At 73.0% G+C, this 16,083-nt stretch carries 16 protein-coding genes and 1 pseudogene; 12 read left to right on the top strand and 5 right to left on the bottom strand.

All coding sequences use genetic code 11. The features are described from left to right. The 4 genes and pseudogenes from IE241_RS33775 to IE241_RS33760 all read left to right on the top strand — a co-directional run. Positions 1-280: pseudogene (locus tag IE241_RS33775) on the top strand (hypothetical protein); the annotation flags it as partial. Between the two features lie 65 nt (positions 281-345). Next, positions 346-1,383 carry a segregation and condensation protein A gene (locus IE241_RS33770; RefSeq protein WP_190025699.1) on the top strand — a complete coding sequence of 346 codons (1,038 nt, stop codon included), beginning with the start codon at positions 346-348 and terminating at the stop codon, positions 1,381-1,383. Between the two features lie 11 nt (positions 1,384-1,394). Next, a complete protein-coding gene (scpB, locus tag IE241_RS33765; protein WP_190025702.1) occupies positions 1,395-2,036 on the top strand; it encodes an SMC-Scp complex subunit ScpB in 642 nt (213 codons plus the stop codon). Then, positions 2,036-3,388: a pseudouridine synthase gene (locus IE241_RS33760; protein ID WP_190025698.1), complete on the top strand. Its 1,353-nt coding sequence runs from the start codon at positions 2,036-2,038 to the stop codon at positions 3,386-3,388. Before scpB ends, IE241_RS33760 begins: the two co-directional genes overlap by 1 nt. A gap of 80 nt (positions 3,389-3,468) precedes the next feature. Here the strand turns inward: IE241_RS33760 and IE241_RS33755 are convergent, their stop codons facing one another. Together IE241_RS33755 and IE241_RS33750 are read right to left on the bottom strand one after the other, a co-directional pair. Continuing rightward, positions 3,469-4,176, bottom strand: a complete 708-nt coding sequence (locus IE241_RS33755; RefSeq protein WP_268254448.1) for a nucleotidyltransferase domain-containing protein — start codon at positions 4,174-4,176, stop codon at positions 3,469-3,471. Continuing rightward, positions 4,173-4,535: a DUF952 domain-containing protein gene (locus IE241_RS33750; RefSeq protein WP_190025697.1), complete on the bottom strand. Its 363-nt coding sequence runs from the start codon at positions 4,533-4,535 to the stop codon at positions 4,173-4,175. Before IE241_RS33750 ends, IE241_RS33755 begins: the two co-directional genes overlap by 4 nt. 152 nt (positions 4,536-4,687) lie before the next feature. Here IE241_RS33750 and IE241_RS33745 point away from each other — a divergent pair, with 152 nt between their 5' ends. The 4 genes from IE241_RS33745 (at position 4,688) to der (ending at position 8,771) form a co-directional block, all read left to right on the top strand. After that, on the top strand, positions 4,688-5,773 hold the full coding sequence (locus IE241_RS33745) for a prephenate dehydrogenase (RefSeq protein WP_190025696.1): 1,086 nt from the start codon (positions 4,688-4,690) through the stop codon (positions 5,771-5,773). A gap of 130 nt (positions 5,774-5,903) precedes the next feature. Continuing rightward, on the top strand, positions 5,904-6,617 hold the full coding sequence (gene cmk, locus IE241_RS33740; protein WP_190025695.1) for a (d)CMP kinase: 714 nt from the start codon (positions 5,904-5,906) through the stop codon (positions 6,615-6,617). Between the two features lie 50 nt (positions 6,618-6,667). After that, positions 6,668-7,255, top strand: a complete 588-nt coding sequence (locus tag IE241_RS33735) for a lysophospholipid acyltransferase family protein (protein ID WP_229900227.1) — start codon at positions 6,668-6,670, stop codon at positions 7,253-7,255. Positions 7,256-7,313: 58 nt separating this feature from the next. Then, positions 7,314-8,771 (top strand): ribosome biogenesis GTPase Der, encoded by a 1,458-nt coding sequence (der, locus tag IE241_RS33730; RefSeq protein WP_190025693.1) that lies wholly within the window; start codon positions 7,314-7,316, stop codon positions 8,769-8,771. 133 nt (positions 8,772-8,904) lie between these two features. Here the strand turns inward: der and IE241_RS33725 are convergent, their stop codons facing one another. Both IE241_RS33725 and IE241_RS33720 read right to left on the bottom strand, forming a co-directional pair. Next, positions 8,905-9,231, bottom strand: a complete 327-nt coding sequence (locus IE241_RS33725) for a hypothetical protein (RefSeq protein ID WP_229900225.1) — start codon at positions 9,229-9,231, stop codon at positions 8,905-8,907. Between the two features lie 146 nt (positions 9,232-9,377). After that, the gene (locus IE241_RS33720) at positions 9,378-10,202 is read right to left on the bottom strand and encodes a DUF8842 C-terminal domain-containing protein (protein ID WP_190025691.1); all 825 of its coding nucleotides are present in this window, start codon (positions 10,200-10,202) and stop codon (positions 9,378-9,380) included. A 187-nt stretch (positions 10,203-10,389) separates the two neighbouring features. On the opposite strand from IE241_RS33720, the gene IE241_RS33715 reads away from it, so the two are divergent. From IE241_RS33715 to IE241_RS33705, 3 genes are all read left to right on the top strand, one after another. Beyond that, entirely contained in the window at positions 10,390-11,640 is a 1,251-nt protein-coding gene (locus IE241_RS33715) for a glycosyltransferase family 4 protein (RefSeq protein WP_190025690.1), read from the top strand. After that, a complete protein-coding gene (locus IE241_RS33710; protein ID WP_229900223.1) occupies positions 11,637-12,617 on the top strand; it encodes a hypothetical protein in 981 nt (326 codons plus the stop codon). The genes IE241_RS33715 and IE241_RS33710 overlap by 4 nt, the downstream gene beginning before the upstream one ends. Positions 12,618-12,714: 97 nt before the next feature. Further along, positions 12,715-13,689 (top strand): helix-turn-helix transcriptional regulator, encoded by a 975-nt coding sequence (locus IE241_RS33705; protein WP_190025689.1) that lies wholly within the window; start codon positions 12,715-12,717, stop codon positions 13,687-13,689. Here IE241_RS33705 and ctaD read toward each other — a convergent pair. Then, positions 13,643-15,328 (bottom strand): aa3-type cytochrome oxidase subunit I, encoded by a 1,686-nt coding sequence (gene ctaD / locus IE241_RS33700; RefSeq protein WP_190025688.1) that lies wholly within the window; start codon positions 15,326-15,328, stop codon positions 13,643-13,645. The genes IE241_RS33705 and ctaD overlap by 47 nt on opposite strands. 502 nt (positions 15,329-15,830) lie before the next feature. Here ctaD and IE241_RS33695 point away from each other — a divergent pair. Then, complete coding sequence (locus IE241_RS33695) at positions 15,831-16,046, top strand: I78 family peptidase inhibitor (protein WP_190025687.1); 216 nt, start codon at positions 15,831-15,833, stop codon at positions 16,044-16,046. The last annotated feature ends 37 nt before the right edge of the window (positions 16,047-16,083 follow it).

Below are 16,083 nucleotides of genomic sequence, written 5' to 3'. Positions count from 1 at the left end.
GGGCCAGGGCGAGGCCGCGGCGCCCGCGCAGGGCCGCCGCCGCGGGCGCGGGGCGGGCCGCCGGCCCAGCGGCCGGGAGCGCCACGACGAGAAGATCACGGTCTATGTCTCCGCCGAGGAGCTCATGGACCTCGAACACGCGCGCCTGGTGCTGCGCGGTGAGCACGGGCTCGCGGTCGACCGCGGCAGGATCGTGCGGGAGGCCGTCGCGGTCGTCCTCGCCGACCTGGAGTCGCGGGGCGACGCGAGCATCCTCGTACGGCGCCTGCGCGGCCGCTAGGCGGCTTCCGCCGGTAGCCTGCCCCTTGGCCGTACGGCCCGTTTCCGCCTGCCCCTGGACCCCTGATGCGCTCAGCTTTCTCTTCGGCCCGCCGCCGCCTGGGCCTGGGCCCCGGTTCGGCGTCGCCTGCCGGCGGGGAAGGAGAGGACGAAGCCCGCGAGCCGCAGGCCCCCGTCGCGCAGCCGGCCCCGCCGGAGGAGCCTGCGGCAGCCGATCCCGTGGTGCCGGCGGCAGCGGAGCCTGAGCAGCCCGTGGCAGCGGAGCCCGAGCCGTCCGGCGAGCCGGAGGCCCCGGCCGACGGCCGGTTCACCGTCCGGCTCGACAACTTCGAAGGGCCCTTCGACCTCCTGCTGCAGCTGATCGCCAAGCACAAGCTGGACGTCACGGAGGTCGCCCTCCACAAGGTCACCGACGAGTTCATGGCGCACATCCGCGCCATGGGCCCCGACTTCGACCTGGACCAGACCACCGAGTTCCTGGTGGTCGCCGCGACCCTGCTCGACCTCAAGGCCGCCCGTCTGCTGCCCGCCGCCGACGTGGAGGACGAGGCCGACCTCGCCCTCCTGGAGGCGCGCGACCTGCTGTTCGCCCGTCTCCTGCAGTACCGGGCGTACAAGCGGGTCGCGGAGATCTTCAGCGGCCGGCTGGACGAGGAGGCGCGGCGCTTCCCCCGTACGGTCGGCCTGGAGCCGCACCACGCGGAGCTGCTGCCCGAGGTCGTCCTCGGCATCGGGCCCGAGCGCCTGGCCGAGCTGGCCGTCAAGGCCATGCGGCCCAGACCTGCGCCGCAGGTGTACGTCGACCACATCCACGCGCCGCTGGTCAGCGTCCGCGAGCAGGCCGGGGTCGTCGTGGCCCGGCTGAGGGTGGCGGGCCGGGTCACCTTCGGCGAGCTGGCCGGGGACGCCCCCGACACCCTGACCGTCGTCGCCCGCTTCCTGGCGCTGCTGGAGCTCTACCGCGAGCGCGTGGTCGCCCTGGACCAGGACGAGGCCCTGGGGGAGCTGGCGGTGAGCTGGACGGGCGACGAGGGGGCGGAACCGCTGGTGACGGACGAGTTCGACCGCGCGCCGGAGCCCGAGCCCGAGGAGAGTGCACAGTGAGCGGAGCGGAAATGGCGGAAGAGGCGCTCGCGGGAGACTCCGCCGTGGCCCGGCTCGACCTCGGGCCCGCCCTGGAAGCCGTCCTCATGGTCGTCGACGAGCCGGCCACCGAGGAGCACCTCGCCAGGGTCCTGGAGCGCCCCCGCCGCGAGATCGCCGCGGCCCTGGCCGGGCTGGCCGGGGAGTACGACGCCCAGGGGCGCGGTTTCGAGCTGCGGCAGGTCGCCGGAGGCTGGCGTTTCTTCACCCGGCCGGCCTACGCGGACGCCGTCGAGGCGTTCGTCCTCGACGGCCAGCAGGCACGGCTCACCCAGGCCGCCCTGGAGACCCTCGCCGTCGTCGCGTACCGTCAGCCGGTCAGCCGGTCGAAGGTCTCGGCGGTGCGCGGCGTGAACTGTGACGGGGTCATGCGCACCCTCCTCCAGCGGGGTCTGGTGGAGGAGGCGGGGACGGAACCCGAAACAGGTGCGATCCTGTACAGGACGACGAACTACTTTCTGGAGCGCATGGGCCTGCGCGGCCTGCACGAGCTCCCGGAGCTCGCGCCCTTCCTCCCCGAGGCGGAGGCGATCGAGGGCGACACTCAGGAAGGTGTGCCGTCGTTCGATCCGGACGCACCGGACACCGAAGCGGACGACAAGACGGAACTTTGATGCGAAGCAGCGGCAGGAACAGCGGAAGCGGCAACCGGGACGACCGGGGCGGGCGAGGACGTCCGGCGTCCGGGGGCGGGCGCGCGGGCGGCGGCCGTTCCGGCGGCGGGCGCCCCGAGAGCGGCGGCCGCTCCGGCGGCGGGAGCTACGGTGGCGGTCGTTCCGAGGGCGGTCGTTCCGAGGGCGGTCGCTCCGGTGGCGGCGGCTACGGTGGCGGTCGCTCCGGTGGCGGACGTTCCGAAGGCGGTCGCTCGGAGGGCGGGCGCTACGACGGCGGCCGCTCCGGTGACCGGCGCGACGACAGGCCGCAGGAGCGTCCGCGCCGTCCGCGCCCCGAGGAGCGTCGCTACGACGTGGGCCCCGACGCCGAGCGCACGCGCGGCGGCGCCACCAGCGGCCGTACCACCGGCCCCACGAGCGGCCGCGGTGCGGCTGCCCGCGGCGGCGCCAAGGGCGGCCCCCGCAAGAGCTCCACGGCAGGCTCCGGCGGCCGTAGCAGCGGGCCCGCCCGTGGCCACGGCTACGCCCCCGCCCGCCCGCGCGAGCTCGACGCCAAGATCGAGGAGCGCAACCGGGAGCGGCACAACAAGCCGCAGGTGAAGACTCCCAAGACCTTCCCCGGCGCCGAGCAGGAAGGCGAGCGCCTGCAGAAGGTGCTGGCCCGGGCCGGCATGGGTTCGCGCCGCGCCTGCGAGGAGCTGGTCGAGCAGGCCCGCGTCGAGGTCAACGGCCGGATCGTCACCGAGCAGGGCCTGCGGGTCGACCCGGAGAAGGACGAGATCAAGGTCGACGGCCTGACCGTCGCCACCCAGTCCTACCTGTTCTTCGCGCTCAACAAGCCGGCCGGCGTCGTCTCCACCATGGAGGACCCCGACGGCCGCCAGTGCCTCGGCGACTACGTCACCAACCGCGAGACCCGGCTCTTCCACGTCGGCCGCCTCGACACGGAGACCGAGGGCATCATCCTGCTCACCAACCACGGCGAGCTGGCCCACCGCCTGACGCACCCGCGCTACGGCGTGCAGAAGACGTACCTCGCCGCCATCACCGGGCCGCTGCCGCGCGACATCGGCAAGCAGCTCAAGAACGGCATCGAGCTGGAGGACGGCTACGCCCGCGCGGACAACTTCCGCGTCATCCAGCAGACCGGCAAGAACTACCTGGTCGAGGTCACCCTCCACGAGGGCCGCAAGCACATCGTGCGCCGCATGCTCTCCGAGGCGGGCTTCCCCGTCGAGAAGCTGGTCCGCACCTCGTTCGGCCCGATCGCCCTGGGCGACCAGAAGTCCGGCTGGCTCCGCCGCCTGACGAACACCGAGGTCGGCATGCTGATGCGCGAGGTCGACCTCTAGCCGGTCCGGGTCCGGGCCCGGGGCTTCGGCCCCGGCCCGGCACCGCCGGCACACACGTGGCGGCCGGTCGGCCCGTCCTCCTAGCCCGCCCCCGCCGAAGCGCGGCGTATGCGTATGAGGAAGTCCTCGACGCGGGCGTGGTCCGGCTCTTCGGGGAGGGGGCTCGTGCGGGCCGCCTCCCCGGCCTCTTCGGTGAGGCGGTCCAGCCAGGCCTCCGCCTCGGGCCAGGGCACCTCGCCCCGCCGTACGGCCAGCAGCGGCTCGCGCATGTCGCCGACGTCGAGCACGAGCGACCCCGTGCGCAGCAGGTCGCGGCCGCACATCAGCAGCCGCAGCGCGTGCATGACGGGCTTCCAGCGTCGCGGCGTGCCGTGCGCCCGCACGTCCGCCGCGAACTTCCTGCGCTGGCCCGCCGCATAGCCCGCGTACGTCTCGTGGACCCTGCGGGAGAGGAACGCCTCCCGCAGGGCCAGCAGCTCGCGCCCCGTGTCGTCGGCGTGCTCGACGAGCGGGGAGTGCAGGCACTCCAGGATGTTCGGGTTGCCCCGCAGCGCCAGCTCGCAGAAGCGTTCCAGCTCCCAGGAGAACTGCTCCTCGGCGGGCCCCTCCACGTGCGGCGGCGGCTTGTCGAAGCCCCAGAACAGGGGCGTGGGCGCCACGTACACACCGCGCCGGTCCGTATCGCTGGACTCCGTGGCCAGGCCGAAGGCCCGCGAGCCCATCACGCACGCGTAGACGGTGTGATCGGTGACCAGCGCGACCGGCGTGAGGGGCTTCACGCGCGTCACGACCACACCGCGAGGCCCGTCGCGCGGCCGTCCTCGTCGCGCTGGATCTCCATCATTCCCTCCACCGCGTCCCGGTTGATCCGCCCGAAGACGTGCGGGAACTGCGTGCCCGGGGCGACGCCGGGCGGCGGGGCCGGGTCGGCGGCCTCCCAGCGGACCAGGACGTCCAGCTTGTGCTCGTCGATCAGGAGGACCATGAGCGGGCCGGGCACGTTCCGGTAGAAGGCCGTGGCCACGGCGAGCGTCGTCTCCTCGTCGGGCGAGCAGTGGACGAAGCCGTCCTCGGAGAGGGAGGCGGGGGAGTAGGGGCGGTCGGGCACGGCCAGCCAGTCGTCCAGGGGCACCACGTGGTAGATCATGTGCACGGTTGTACCGGACGCGGGCCCGGCAGTCCCGCAGGGCACCCGGCCCGGGTCCGCAGGGCGCCCGCCCCGCACGGCCGGCGGAGCGGCTGGATAGGCTTGCCGGGCCCGCTCTCCGTCACGCTCCACGCACCTCGCAAGGACTCTCAGTGAGAACCGCCCTCGTCATCGGCACCGGACTGATCGGCACCTCCGCCGCGCTCGCCCTCGTGGGCCGCGGGGTCCATGTCCACCTCAGGGACCACGACCCGGACGCGGCGCGGACGGCCGCGGCCCGGGGCGCCGGGACGGACCAGGCCCCCGAGGGCCCGGTCGACCTGGTGATCGTCGCGGTGCCGCCGGCGCACGTCGCGGCCACGCTCGCCGGGGCGATCCGGGACGGCCTCGGCCGCGGCTACATCGACGTCGCGAGCGTCAAGGGCGGGCCGCGCCGCGAGCTGGAGGCGCTCGGCGCCGACCTCTCCGGCTACCTCGGCTCGCACCCGATGGCCGGCCGCGAGCGCTCCGGCCCCATGGCCGCCACCGCCGACCTCTTCGAGGGCCGCCCCTGGGTGCTCACGCCCACCCGCGACACCGACACCGAGGTCCTCAACCTCGCCCTCGAGGTCGTCGCCCTGTGCCGCGCGGTCCCCGTCGTCATGGACGCCGACGAGCACGACCGGGCCGTCGCCCTCGTCTCGCACACCCCGCACCTGCTCTCCAGCATGGTCGCCGCCCGCCTGGAGGAGGCGGACGAGACGGCCGTGCGCCTGTGCGGCCAGGGCATCCGCGACGTGACCCGGATCGCCGCCTCCGACCCCCGGCTGTGGGTCGAGATCCTCTCGGCCAACCCCGGCCCCGTCGCCGACATCCTCGCGGCCGTCGCCGCCGACCTCGACGAGACGGTCCGGGCCCTGCGCGCCCTGGAGGCCGCGGACGAGGACAAGCGCGGCGAGGGCGCCGCCGGCCTGGAGGACGTGCTGCGGCGCGGCAACGCGGGCCGCAGCCGCGTCCCGGGCAAGCACGGTGCGGCTCCCGCCGCGTACGAGACCGTCTCCGTCCTCATCGGCGACCAGCCGGGCGAGCTCGCCCGGATCTTCGCCGACGCGGGCCGGGCCGGCGTGAACATCGAGGACGTCCGCATCGAGCACGCGACGGGCCAGCAGGCGGGTCTGATCCAGCTCATGGTCGAGCCGGGCGCGGTGCCGTCGCTGAGCGCGGCCCTGCGCGAGCAGGGCTGGTCGCTGCGGCAGTAGCCCGTCGAGGGCGCGAGAGTCCTTGCCCGGCCCGGCCTCGCCCGGCCGCGGCTCGGGCCGCGCCCGCGAGACAGTAACCTTGTCGGAGGCTGATATGAGCCGCCCGTACCCCACCCCGTGCACAAGGAAGGTGTCTGACACCGTGGAAACCGCCGCCCGGACCGCTCCGGCAGCAGTCATCGTCGGCATCGACGGCCCCTCCGGCACGGGCAAGTCCAGCACGTCCAAGGCCGTCGCGGCCAAGCTCGGCCTGCGTTACCTGGACACCGGCGCGCAGTACCGCGCGATCACCTGGTGGATGCTGAGCAACGGCATCGACGTGAACGACGCCGCGGCCGTCGCCGACGCCGCGGGCAAGCCCGAGATCGTCTCCGGCACCGACCCGTCCGCGCCGACGATCACGGTCGACGGCGCCGACGCCGTGGGCCCCATCCGCACCCAGGAGGTCACCTCCGCGGTCAGCGCCGTGAGCGCCGTCCCGGAGGTGCGCTCGCGCCTGACCGAGCTGCAGCGGTCCATCGCCGCCGAGGCGCCGGCCGGCATCGTCGTCGAGGGCCGTGACATCGGCACCACCGTGCTGCCCGACGCCGACCTCAAGATCTTCCTGACGGCGTCCGCCGAGGCGCGGGCCGCGCGCCGCAGCGGCGAGCTGAAGGGCAAGGAGGCCGCCGACCTGGCCGCCACCCAGGCCGCCCTCGTCAAGCGCGACGCCGCCGACTCCGGCCGCAAGACCTCGCCGCTGGCCAAGGCCGGCGACGCGGTCGAGGTGGACACCACGGAGCTCACGCTGGAGCAGGTCATCGAGTGCGTGGTGACCCTGGTCGAGGAGCGCCGCAGCGCGTGACCGCGTCCCCCGGGGGTGCCGCCGTCGGCCGGCGGATCGGCATAGGCCTGATGTACGGGCTGTGGAAGCCGCGTGTGCTGGGCGCCTGGCGGGTGCCCGCCGCGGGGCCGGTCATCCTCGCGGTGAACCACTCCCACAACCTCGACGGCCCGATGCTGATGGGCACCGCGCCCCGGCCGGTGCACTTCCTGATCAAGAAGGAGGCGTTCGTCGGCCCCCTCGGCCCGTTCCTGGACGGGATCGGCCAGCTGAAGGTGGACCGGACGAGCGCCGACCGCGCCGCGATCACGGAGGCCCTCGGCGTCCTGGAGGGCGGCGGCGTCCTGGGGATCTTCCCCGAGGGCACCCGGGGCGAGGGCGACTTCGCCTCGCTGCGCGCCGGCCTCGCCTACTTCGCGGTGCGGTCGGGGGCGCCGATCGTGCCCGTGGCGGTGCTCGGCAGTGCGGAGCGCAAGAGCCGCCTCGTGCGGGGCCTGCCGCCGCTGCGCAGCCGGGTCGACGTCGTCTTCGGGGACGCCTTCGAGGCGGGCGACGGCAGCGGCCGGCGCACGCGCAAGGCGCTGGACGAGGCGACGGTGCGCATCCAGGAGCGGCTGAGCGCGCACCTGGCGGACGCCAAGCGGCTGACCGGCCGCTGAACGAGACTTAGTAGCGGGCCCGCGGGTCCGCCGACCATACGAACGAGGAACGGACTTCATGAACGACCAGATCCACGGCGACGAGCACGGTGAGCTTGGCGACGCCGAGTACGCGGAGTTCATGGAGCTCGCGGCGCAGGAGGGTTTCGAGGCCGAGGAGATCGAGGGCGCCCTCGGCGAGGCCGGCCACGGCCCGCTGCCGGTGCTCGCCGTCGTCGGCCGCCCGAACGTCGGCAAGTCGACGCTCGTGAACCGCATCATCGGCCGCCGCGAGGCGGTCGTCGAGGACCGCCCGGGCGTCACCCGCGACCGCGTCACCTACGAGGCCGAGTGGGCCGGCCGCCGCTTCAAGGTCGTCGACACCGGCGGCTGGGAGCAGGACGTCCTCGGCATCGACGCCTCCGTCGCCGCGCAGGCCGAGTTCGCCATCGAGGCCGCCGACGCGGTCGTCTTCGTCGTGGACGCCACCGTCGGCGCCACCGACACCGACGAGGCCGTCGTCAAGCTGCTGCGCCGGGCCGGCAAGCCCGTCGTGCTGTGCGCCAACAAGGTCGACGGCCCCTCCGCCGAGGCCGACGCCGCCATGCTGTGGTCGCTGGGCCTCGGTGAGCCGATGCCGGTCTCCGCGCTGCACGGCCGTGGCACCGGCGACATGCTGGACGAGGTCCTCAAGGCCCTGCCCGAGGCCCCGGCCCAGCGCTTCGGCGTCGCCGTCGGCGGCCCGCGCCGCATCGCCCTGATCGGCCGCCCGAACGTCGGCAAGTCCTCGCTGCTCAACAAGGTGGCCGGCGAGGAGCGCGTCGTCGTCAACGAGCTCGCCGGCACCACCCGCGACCCCGTCGACGAGCTGATCGAGCTCGGCGGCGTGACCTGGAAGTTCGTGGACACCGCGGGCATCCGCAAGCGCGTCCACCTCCAGGAGGGCGCCGACTACTACGCCTCCCTGCGCACCGCCGCCGCGGTCGAGAAGGCCGAGGTCGCGGTCATCCTGATCGACGCGAGCGAGACCATCTCCGTCCAGGACCAGCGCATCGTCACCATGGCCGTCGAGGCCGGCCGCGCGATCGTCATCGCGTACAACAAGTGGGACACCCTCGACGAGGAGCGCCGCTACTACCTCGAGCGCGAGATCGAGACCGAGTTCCAGCAGATCGCGTGGGCGCCGCGGGTCAATGTCTCGGCGCAGACCGGCCGGCACATGGAGAAGCTCGTCCCGGCGATCGAGACGGCGCTGGCGGGCTGGGAGACGCGCGTGCCGACCGGGCGGCTGAACGCCTTCCTCGGCGAGCTCGTCGCGGCCCACCCGCACCCGATCCGCGGCGGCAAGCAGCCCCGCATCCTCTTCGGCACCCAGGCGGGCACCAAGCCCCCGCGCTTCGTGCTCTTCGCCTCCGGCTTCATCGAGGCGGGCTACCGGCGCTTCGTGGAGCGCCGCCTCCGTGAGGAGTTCGGCTTCGAGGGGACGCCGATCCACATCTCGGTGCGGGTGCGCGAGAAGCGCGGCAAGAAGAAGTAGGCCGCGCCGCGGATTCGGCTGGGGGTCCGGGGGTTATCCCCCGGGAGATGCAGCCGGTGCGGGTGCGCGAGAAGCGCGGCAAGAAGAAGTAAGAGTCTGTGGGGGGCCTCAGGCCCCCCACAGGTCTCTGTCGCTAATAGCCGCGCAAGCGGCCGTCACGTGGAGCGGGCGGCAGCGCCGCGGGCACATGCCCGCCGCGCTGCCGCCCGTAATGCGTGTCCCAGGCGGTGTTGTAGCCCGAGTGGACGTGGTAGCCCAGCTGGCCGGCATAGCCCTGCTGCCCGCCGTACTGCCCGTAGCCGAGCTGCGGACCGAAGCTCACGAACCTCAGCTCCTCCTCGCCCGAGCGGTCGAAGGGGAGCGCCCGGAACGAGCGGCGGTACTCGGAGTAGAGCGCGTCGTAGATCGGGGTGACCGAGACGGGGTGGCTCTGCGGGGTGGCTTCGCGGGGTGGGCGCATGCCGGGGATGTGGTTCGGGTACGGAATCCGCGGGGCAGGCTCGTATGAGTGCACATACGAGCCAACGAGCCCGTGGCCCGGGGGATGCGGGCCCGGCCGGTAATGGGCCGCCGGAGCGTGGCGGACGGGGTGCACGGTGGTGCCCGTCACGTACCCGCGAGCGGCATGGACGCGGCGACGAGCCGCCCGGCAGCCGCCGCCCGGTCCAGCGCCTCGCGCAGCAGATCCTCACGCGGCTGCGAGCCGATCGTGCCCACCGGCGCGGCGAAGACCAGCACCTGCTTGGTCTTGTTCACCGCCGAGCGCCACTCGGGGGCCACCTGCATCGCCTGGTGCGCCTGCCACCACGCGGTGGGCGCGGTGCCCACGGTGCCGGGCATCAGGATCGCGTGCAGCTGCCCCATGGCCAGCAGTACGGACCAGCCCGGCGTGGACGGCGGCACCTGCTCCACGGTGGCGACGGGCGCGAAGCCCTGCTCGATCAGGAGCGGCAGGAAGACGTCGACCGGACCGTTCGTGCCCGGGCGGGCGATGGGCCCGAGCGGCTCCACGACGAGCGCCGGGTGCAGCTCGCCGCCGATCAGCACCAGGCCGCTGGTCACGCCCAGCTCGGCCTGCACGGGACCCTCGGACGCGGTGGTCAGCGTCGGCATGGTGGCGGGGGCGGGCAGCTGGGGGGCGCCCGCCTGGTCGCCCTCGCCCTGGATGGAGCGCACGGCGCCCTGCAGCTGTTCCTCGGAGACCGCGACGACCTGCGAGGGGATGCAGGCGGCGTGGGCGAAGGCGAGCACGGCCGTCTCCTCGCCGACGAAGAGCACCGTGCTGGTGCGCTCGCGGTCGGTGTCGCCGGGGGTGCGGCAGGAGGTGCAGTCGTAGCTGCCCGGGGCGTTGTCACCGCCCAGCAGTCGTTCGGCCTCTTCGTCGCCGATCTCGGCGCGGACGTCGTCACTGACGTCGAGCATGCGCGGCACGGGTGGCTCCTAGATATCGGTGCGTATCACACGGGGGTTCCCGGTTCGTAAGAGCACAACGGGCGATCCGTGGCAGGGGTCACGCGTAACGAGTTGGTGATCAGGGCCAACCTCACCCACCCCCTCACGGTCTAATCTCTGGGTAGGCGGGCTGGAAGGAACGTCCGCGGCAAACGGCTGGGGACGAATGCACATCTCATTCCTGATTCACAACGCGTACGGCATCGGCGGGACGATCCGGACCACGTTCAACCTCGCGAGCACGCTCGCCGAGCAGCACGACGTGGAGGTCGTCTCCGTCTTCCGCCACCGGGAGGAGCCGGTGTTCGCGCCGGGCGCCAAGGTGCGCCTGCGCCACCTGGTCGACCTGCGCAAGGGCACCCCGGGCTACGAGGGGGACGACCCCGAGTACGAGCGCCCGGCCACGGTCTTCCCCGCCGCCGAAGGGCGCTACAAGCAGTACAGCGCCCTGACCGACCGGCGGATCGCGGAGCACCTGCGCACCCTGGACTGCGACGTGATCGTCGGCACCCGCCCCGGCCTGAACGTGCACATCGCCCAGCAGGCCCGCCGCGGCCCGGTCCGGGTCGGCCAGGAGCACCTGACGCTGAGCACCCACTCCCAGCCGCTCAAGCTGACGCTGCGCACGCACTACCCGCGGCTGGACGCCGTCACCACCGTCACGGAGGCCGACGCCGCGACCTACCGCAAGCTGATGCGGCTGCCCGGAGTGCGGGTGGAGGCCGTGCCCAACAGCATCCCGGCCCCGGCCGTGGCCCCGGCCGACGGCAGCGGCAAGTGGGTGGTCGCCGCCGGCCGGCTCGCCCCCGCCAAGCGCTACGACGTCCTGATCCGCGCCTTCGAGAAGGTCGTGGCCGAGCGGCCCGACTGGAAGCTGCGGATCTACGGTGCCGGTGCCGAGCGCGCCAAGCTGCGTGCCCTGATCGACAAGCGCGGCCTCTACAACCACATCTACCTCATGGGCCCCGCCAACCCGCTGGACCCCGAGTGGGTCAAGGGCTCCATCGGCGCCGTCACCTCCAGCCTGGAGTCCTTCGGCATGACCATCGTCGAGGCGATGCGCTGCGGCCTGCCGGTGGTCTCCACCGACTGCCCGCACGGCCCCGGCGAGATCATCAGCGACGGCGTCGACGGCCTGCTGGTGCCGGTCGGCAAGGTCGACAAGATCGCCGCCGGTCTGCTGAAGCTGATCAACGACGACGAGCTGCGGCAGCGGATGGGCCGGGCGGCGCTCGAGAGCTCCGCCCGCTTCGACCCGGCGCAGGTCGCCGGGCGCTACGAGCAGCTCTTCGGCGACCTGGCCGCCCGCGGTTCCCTGCGCGGCTCGCTGCACCGCACCCGCGGCGCCCTGCTCAGCAGCGCGTTCAAGACCTCGGACGCGAGCCGCTCCGCCCTGCGCCGGGTGCGTGCCGCATGACCCCCGAGACCGGTAAACCCTCCGTGCCCGCGAACGCCGCCGGATCCGGCGGCTCCACCACCCCCGAGGAGAGCACCATCGTGTCTGCCCCGGCCCCGCCGCGCGCCGACTGCATCGCGGACTCCGCGGGCGGGCTCACCTTCGACCTCGACGCCCCCGGCCCCGGACTCGACCTCAGCGAACCGGACCACTGGACCGCCGCGCTGGTCCTGCGCCACCGCGGCGGCGGCGACGAGGCCGAGGAGATCCGCCTGCCGCTCGCGCCCGACGGCGAGGGACGGCTGCGCGCCGTGCTGCCCAGCACGGTCGCGCTCCCCGAAGGCCGCTGGGACGTCTACGTCGCCTTCGCCGACGCCGAGCCCCGCCGCCTCGTGCCCGGTCTGGCCGACCTCAGATCGCTGGTCGACCGCAGACCCGGGCCGAGCACCTCGCCGCTGTCGGTCCGCATCCCGTACGCGACCAAGCACGGCAACCTCTCCCTGCGCAGCTGGCTGCGCGGCCCGCACGCCGAGGCGGGCGACCTGCACCCGGACGTCTCCGGGCTGACCGCCCACGGCCGCCTGCACCGCGTCGCGGACCCGGCGGCCTGGCTCACGGGGGCCGTCGTGGAGGCCCGCTGCCGCCGCGCGCCCGACCTCGTCGTCACGGCTCCGGTCACCCAGGAGAAGCGGGCCGAGGACGCCTCCGCCGAGGAGGCCGACGGCCAGGACTTCTCCTTCACCCTGGAGTACGCCCGCCTCGCCGAGGAGTGGCACGGCGGCCTGGACGTCTGGGACCTGTGGCTGTGCCCGGCCGACGGCTCGGAGCCCGCGCGCATCGCCCGCCTCCTCGACGACGTCGTGGACAAGCAGCAGATCTTCACCTACCCCGTGCTGCCCGTCGACGCCGCGTACGCGCCCGCGCAGGCCGGCCCGTACTACACCGCCGACAACGACCTCGCGATCCGGATCGAGGAGCGCCCGCCCGCAGCGGGCTGACGTCCCGGCCGCCGGGGTCCCGGACGGCCGGGACGATCGAGGCAGCCGGGCCGATCGAGGACAGCAGCTGTCCTCGGTGGTCGGCATACTCTCTTCCATGCTGGAGACCTCCGCACGTCTGCTCCGTCTGCTGTCCCTGCTGCAGGCCCACCGCGAGTGGTCCGGTCCCGACCTCGCCGACCGGCTCGGCGTGACCGCGCGCACCGTGCGCCGCGACGTCGACCGGCTGCGCGAGCTCGGCTATCCCGTGCACTCCACGCCCGGCACGGCAGGCGGCTACCGGCTCGGCCCGGGGGCGCAGCTGCCCCCGCTGCTGCTGGACGACGAGGAGGCCGTGGCCGTCACCGTGGGTCTGCGGACCGCGGCCGCGGGCGGCGTCGAGGGCATCGAGGAGACGTCCGTACGGGCGCTCGCCAAGCTCGAACAGGTGCTGCCGGAACGGCTGCGGCGGCGGGTGAGCGCCCTCAACGCCTTCACCGTGCCGATGCTCTCCGCACAGCGGGGGCCCACGGTCGACGCGGCGGTGCTGACCGAACTGGCCGCCGCGTGCCGGGACGGCGAGCGGCTGCGCTTCGCCTACCGCGACCACAACGGCGACTCCACGCGCCGTACGGTCGAGCCGCACCGGCTGGTCTCCGCGCAGCGCCGCTGGTACCTCGTGGCGTGGGACACCGACCGCGAGGACTGGCGGACGTTCCGCGTGGACCGCATCACCCCGACGCCCCCGCACGGGCCGCGCTTCGCCCCCCGCCGCCCGCCGGCGGAGGACCTGGCGGCCTACGTCTCCCGGGGCGTGTCCACCACGGCCTACGCCGAGCGGGCCACCGTCCTCTTGCGCGTGCCGCTGGAGGTGGCCGAGCAGAAGGTCCCGCCCGCCGCGGGGACGCTGGAGGCGGTGGACGGCAGCAGCTGCCTGCTGAGGACGGGCGCGCACACCCTCGATGTGATGGTCGTGCACATCGTGCTGATGGGCTTCGACTTCGAGGTGCAGGAGCCGCCCGAGCTCGTAGAACGGATACGCCAGGTCAGGGACCGCTTGTCCCGGGCGCTTCCGCAGTCTGCGGAGCACTGACCTTGGCCACCTCCGGGTGGTGCAGGTCGAAGGCGGGCGACTCGGAGCGGATCCGGGGCAGGGCCGTGAAGTTGTGCCGGGGCGGCGGGCAGCTCGTGGCCCACTCCAGGGAGCGGCCGAACCCCCAGGGGTCGTCGACCCCGACGGGCTTGCCGTACTTGGCGGTCTTCCAGATGTTGTAGAAGAACGGCAGGTTGGACAGGCCGAGCAGGAACGCGCCGATGGTGGACACGGTGTTGAGGGCGGTGAAGCCGTCGGCGGCGAGGTAGTCGGAGTAGCGCCGGGGCATGCCCTGGGCGCCCAGCCAGTGCTGGACGAGGAAGGTGAGGTGGAAGCCCATGAACAGCGTCCAGAAGTGGATCTTCCCCAGCCGCTCCTCCAGCATCTTGCCCGTGAGCTTGGGCCACCAGAAGTAGAAGCCCGCGAACGTCGCGAACACCACCGTCCCGAACACCACGTAGTGGAAGTGCGCGACGACGAAGTAGGTGTCCGTGACGTGGAAGTCCAGCGGCGGCGAGGCGAGGATCACCCCGGTCAGCCCGCCGAAGAGGAAGCTCACCAGGAAGCCCACCGCCCACAGCATCGGCGCCTCGAACGACAGCGAGCCGTGCAGCATGGTGCCGATCCAGTTGAAGAACTTCACGCCGGTGGGCACCGCGATCAGGAACGACATGAAGGAGAAGAAGGGCAGCAGCACCGCCCCCGTGGCGAACATGTGGTGCGCCCAGACCACCAGCGACAGGGCCGTGATGGTCATGGTGGCGCCGACGAGCGACAGATAGCCGAAGATCGGCTTCCGGGAGAACACCGGGATGATCTCGCTGATGATGCCGAAGAACGGCAGCGCGATGATGTAGACCTCGGGGTGGCCGAAGAACCAGAAGAGGTGCTGCCACAGCAGCGCCCCGCCGCTCGCCGAGTCGAAGACCAGGGACGAGAACCGCCGGTCCGCCTCCAGCACCAGCAGCGACGCCGCCAGGACGGGGAAGGCCAGCAGGATCAGGACCGAGGTGAAGAGCACGTTCCAGGTGAAGACGGGCATCCGGAACATCGTCATCCCGGGGGCGCGCATCCCGATGATGGTGGTCAGGAAGTTCACCGCGCCGAGGATCGTGCCGAAGCCGGAGAGCGCCAGCCCCATGATCCACATATCGGTGCCGATGCCGGGGGAGCGGACCATGCTGTTCAGCGGGGCGTAGCCGGTCCAGCCGAAGGTGGCGCCGCCCTGCGGCATCAGCAGGCTGGAGACGACGATCAGGCCGCCGAAGAGATACAGCCAGTACGCGAACATGTTGAGCCGGGGGAAGGCCACGTCCGGGGAGCCGATCTGCAGCGGCATGATCGCATTGGCGAAGCCCGCGAAGGCGGGGGTCGCGAAGAGCAGCAGCATGATCGTGCCGTGTGCCGTGAAGGCCTCGTTGAACGACTCGTTGGTCATCAGCTGCAGGCCCGGCCGGGCCAGCTCGGCCCGCATCAGCATCGCCAGCAGGCCGCCCGCCAGGAAGAAGGCGAACGAGGTGATCAGATAGAGGTTGCCGATCGTCTTGTGGTCGGTCGTGGTGAGCCAGTCGATCACGATCCGGCCCGGTCGGCGCTCCCGCACCGGCCCGGTGGTCGCCTGCGCGGTGTCCGTCCCCATCTGCGCTCCCTCGATGTCACCTTCGACGGGCTTTCGGGCTCAGCTTTCGGGCTCACGCCATGATGCTCGCCCGGGGGCCGCTCGCGCGAGGGTGCCTCCTGGGGTTCCGGGGGCGGGGGCGGCCGGTCCGGCTGGCGCTCCCTAAAGAGGAATTCTTTATTCCGGATGTTTCCGGACGTCGCTATTCCAGTGACCGTGAACACGGATCCGCAATATCCTCCGCGCCCGTTGTGCCATCTTTTCCGGTGCGATCCCGGGCGATTTCGGCGGACCTCCGGAAAAGGAGCCGTGCATTTCCCGCCGAGGATTGGTGAAGATGCCCGGCGCGGCCCTGTAATCCCCGAAGGGGTGAAGCGTTCCGCGGCAAACCACAACGGGTTCTCTGTGACAGAAGTGTGACCGCCGCAGGACTGCGGCGGCACGGCTGTGCGCTCCACCCGCCCCGGGCCTCCGCTTCGGACTCCGCTTCCGCCCGGCGGCGGGGCGGCCTACGGTGACGGGCATGGCACCTCTACCGAACCTCCCCGCCGACCCCGACGACGACCCCGCCGCCTACGTCGGCCTCGCCACGGCCGCCGCGGCCGAGCGGGCCCGCGCCCGCGGCTGGGCCACCGTGCGGGCGCTCGCGCCCGGCACGATCGTCACCATGGAGTACCGGGCGGGCCGGCTGAACTTCGAGGCCGAGCACGGCATCGTGAAGCGCTGCTGGAAGGGGTGACGACCCGCGCGTACGGCGGCGGCCCCGGAACCTCTCC

This window comes from Streptomyces hiroshimensis (assembly GCF_014650335.1).
GTDB classification, from domain to species: domain Bacteria; phylum Actinomycetota; class Actinomycetes; order Streptomycetales; family Streptomycetaceae; genus Streptomyces; species Streptomyces hiroshimensis.
Note: the sequence above shows the minus strand (reverse complement) of the source record. Positions and strands in the feature narration are given on the sequence as shown.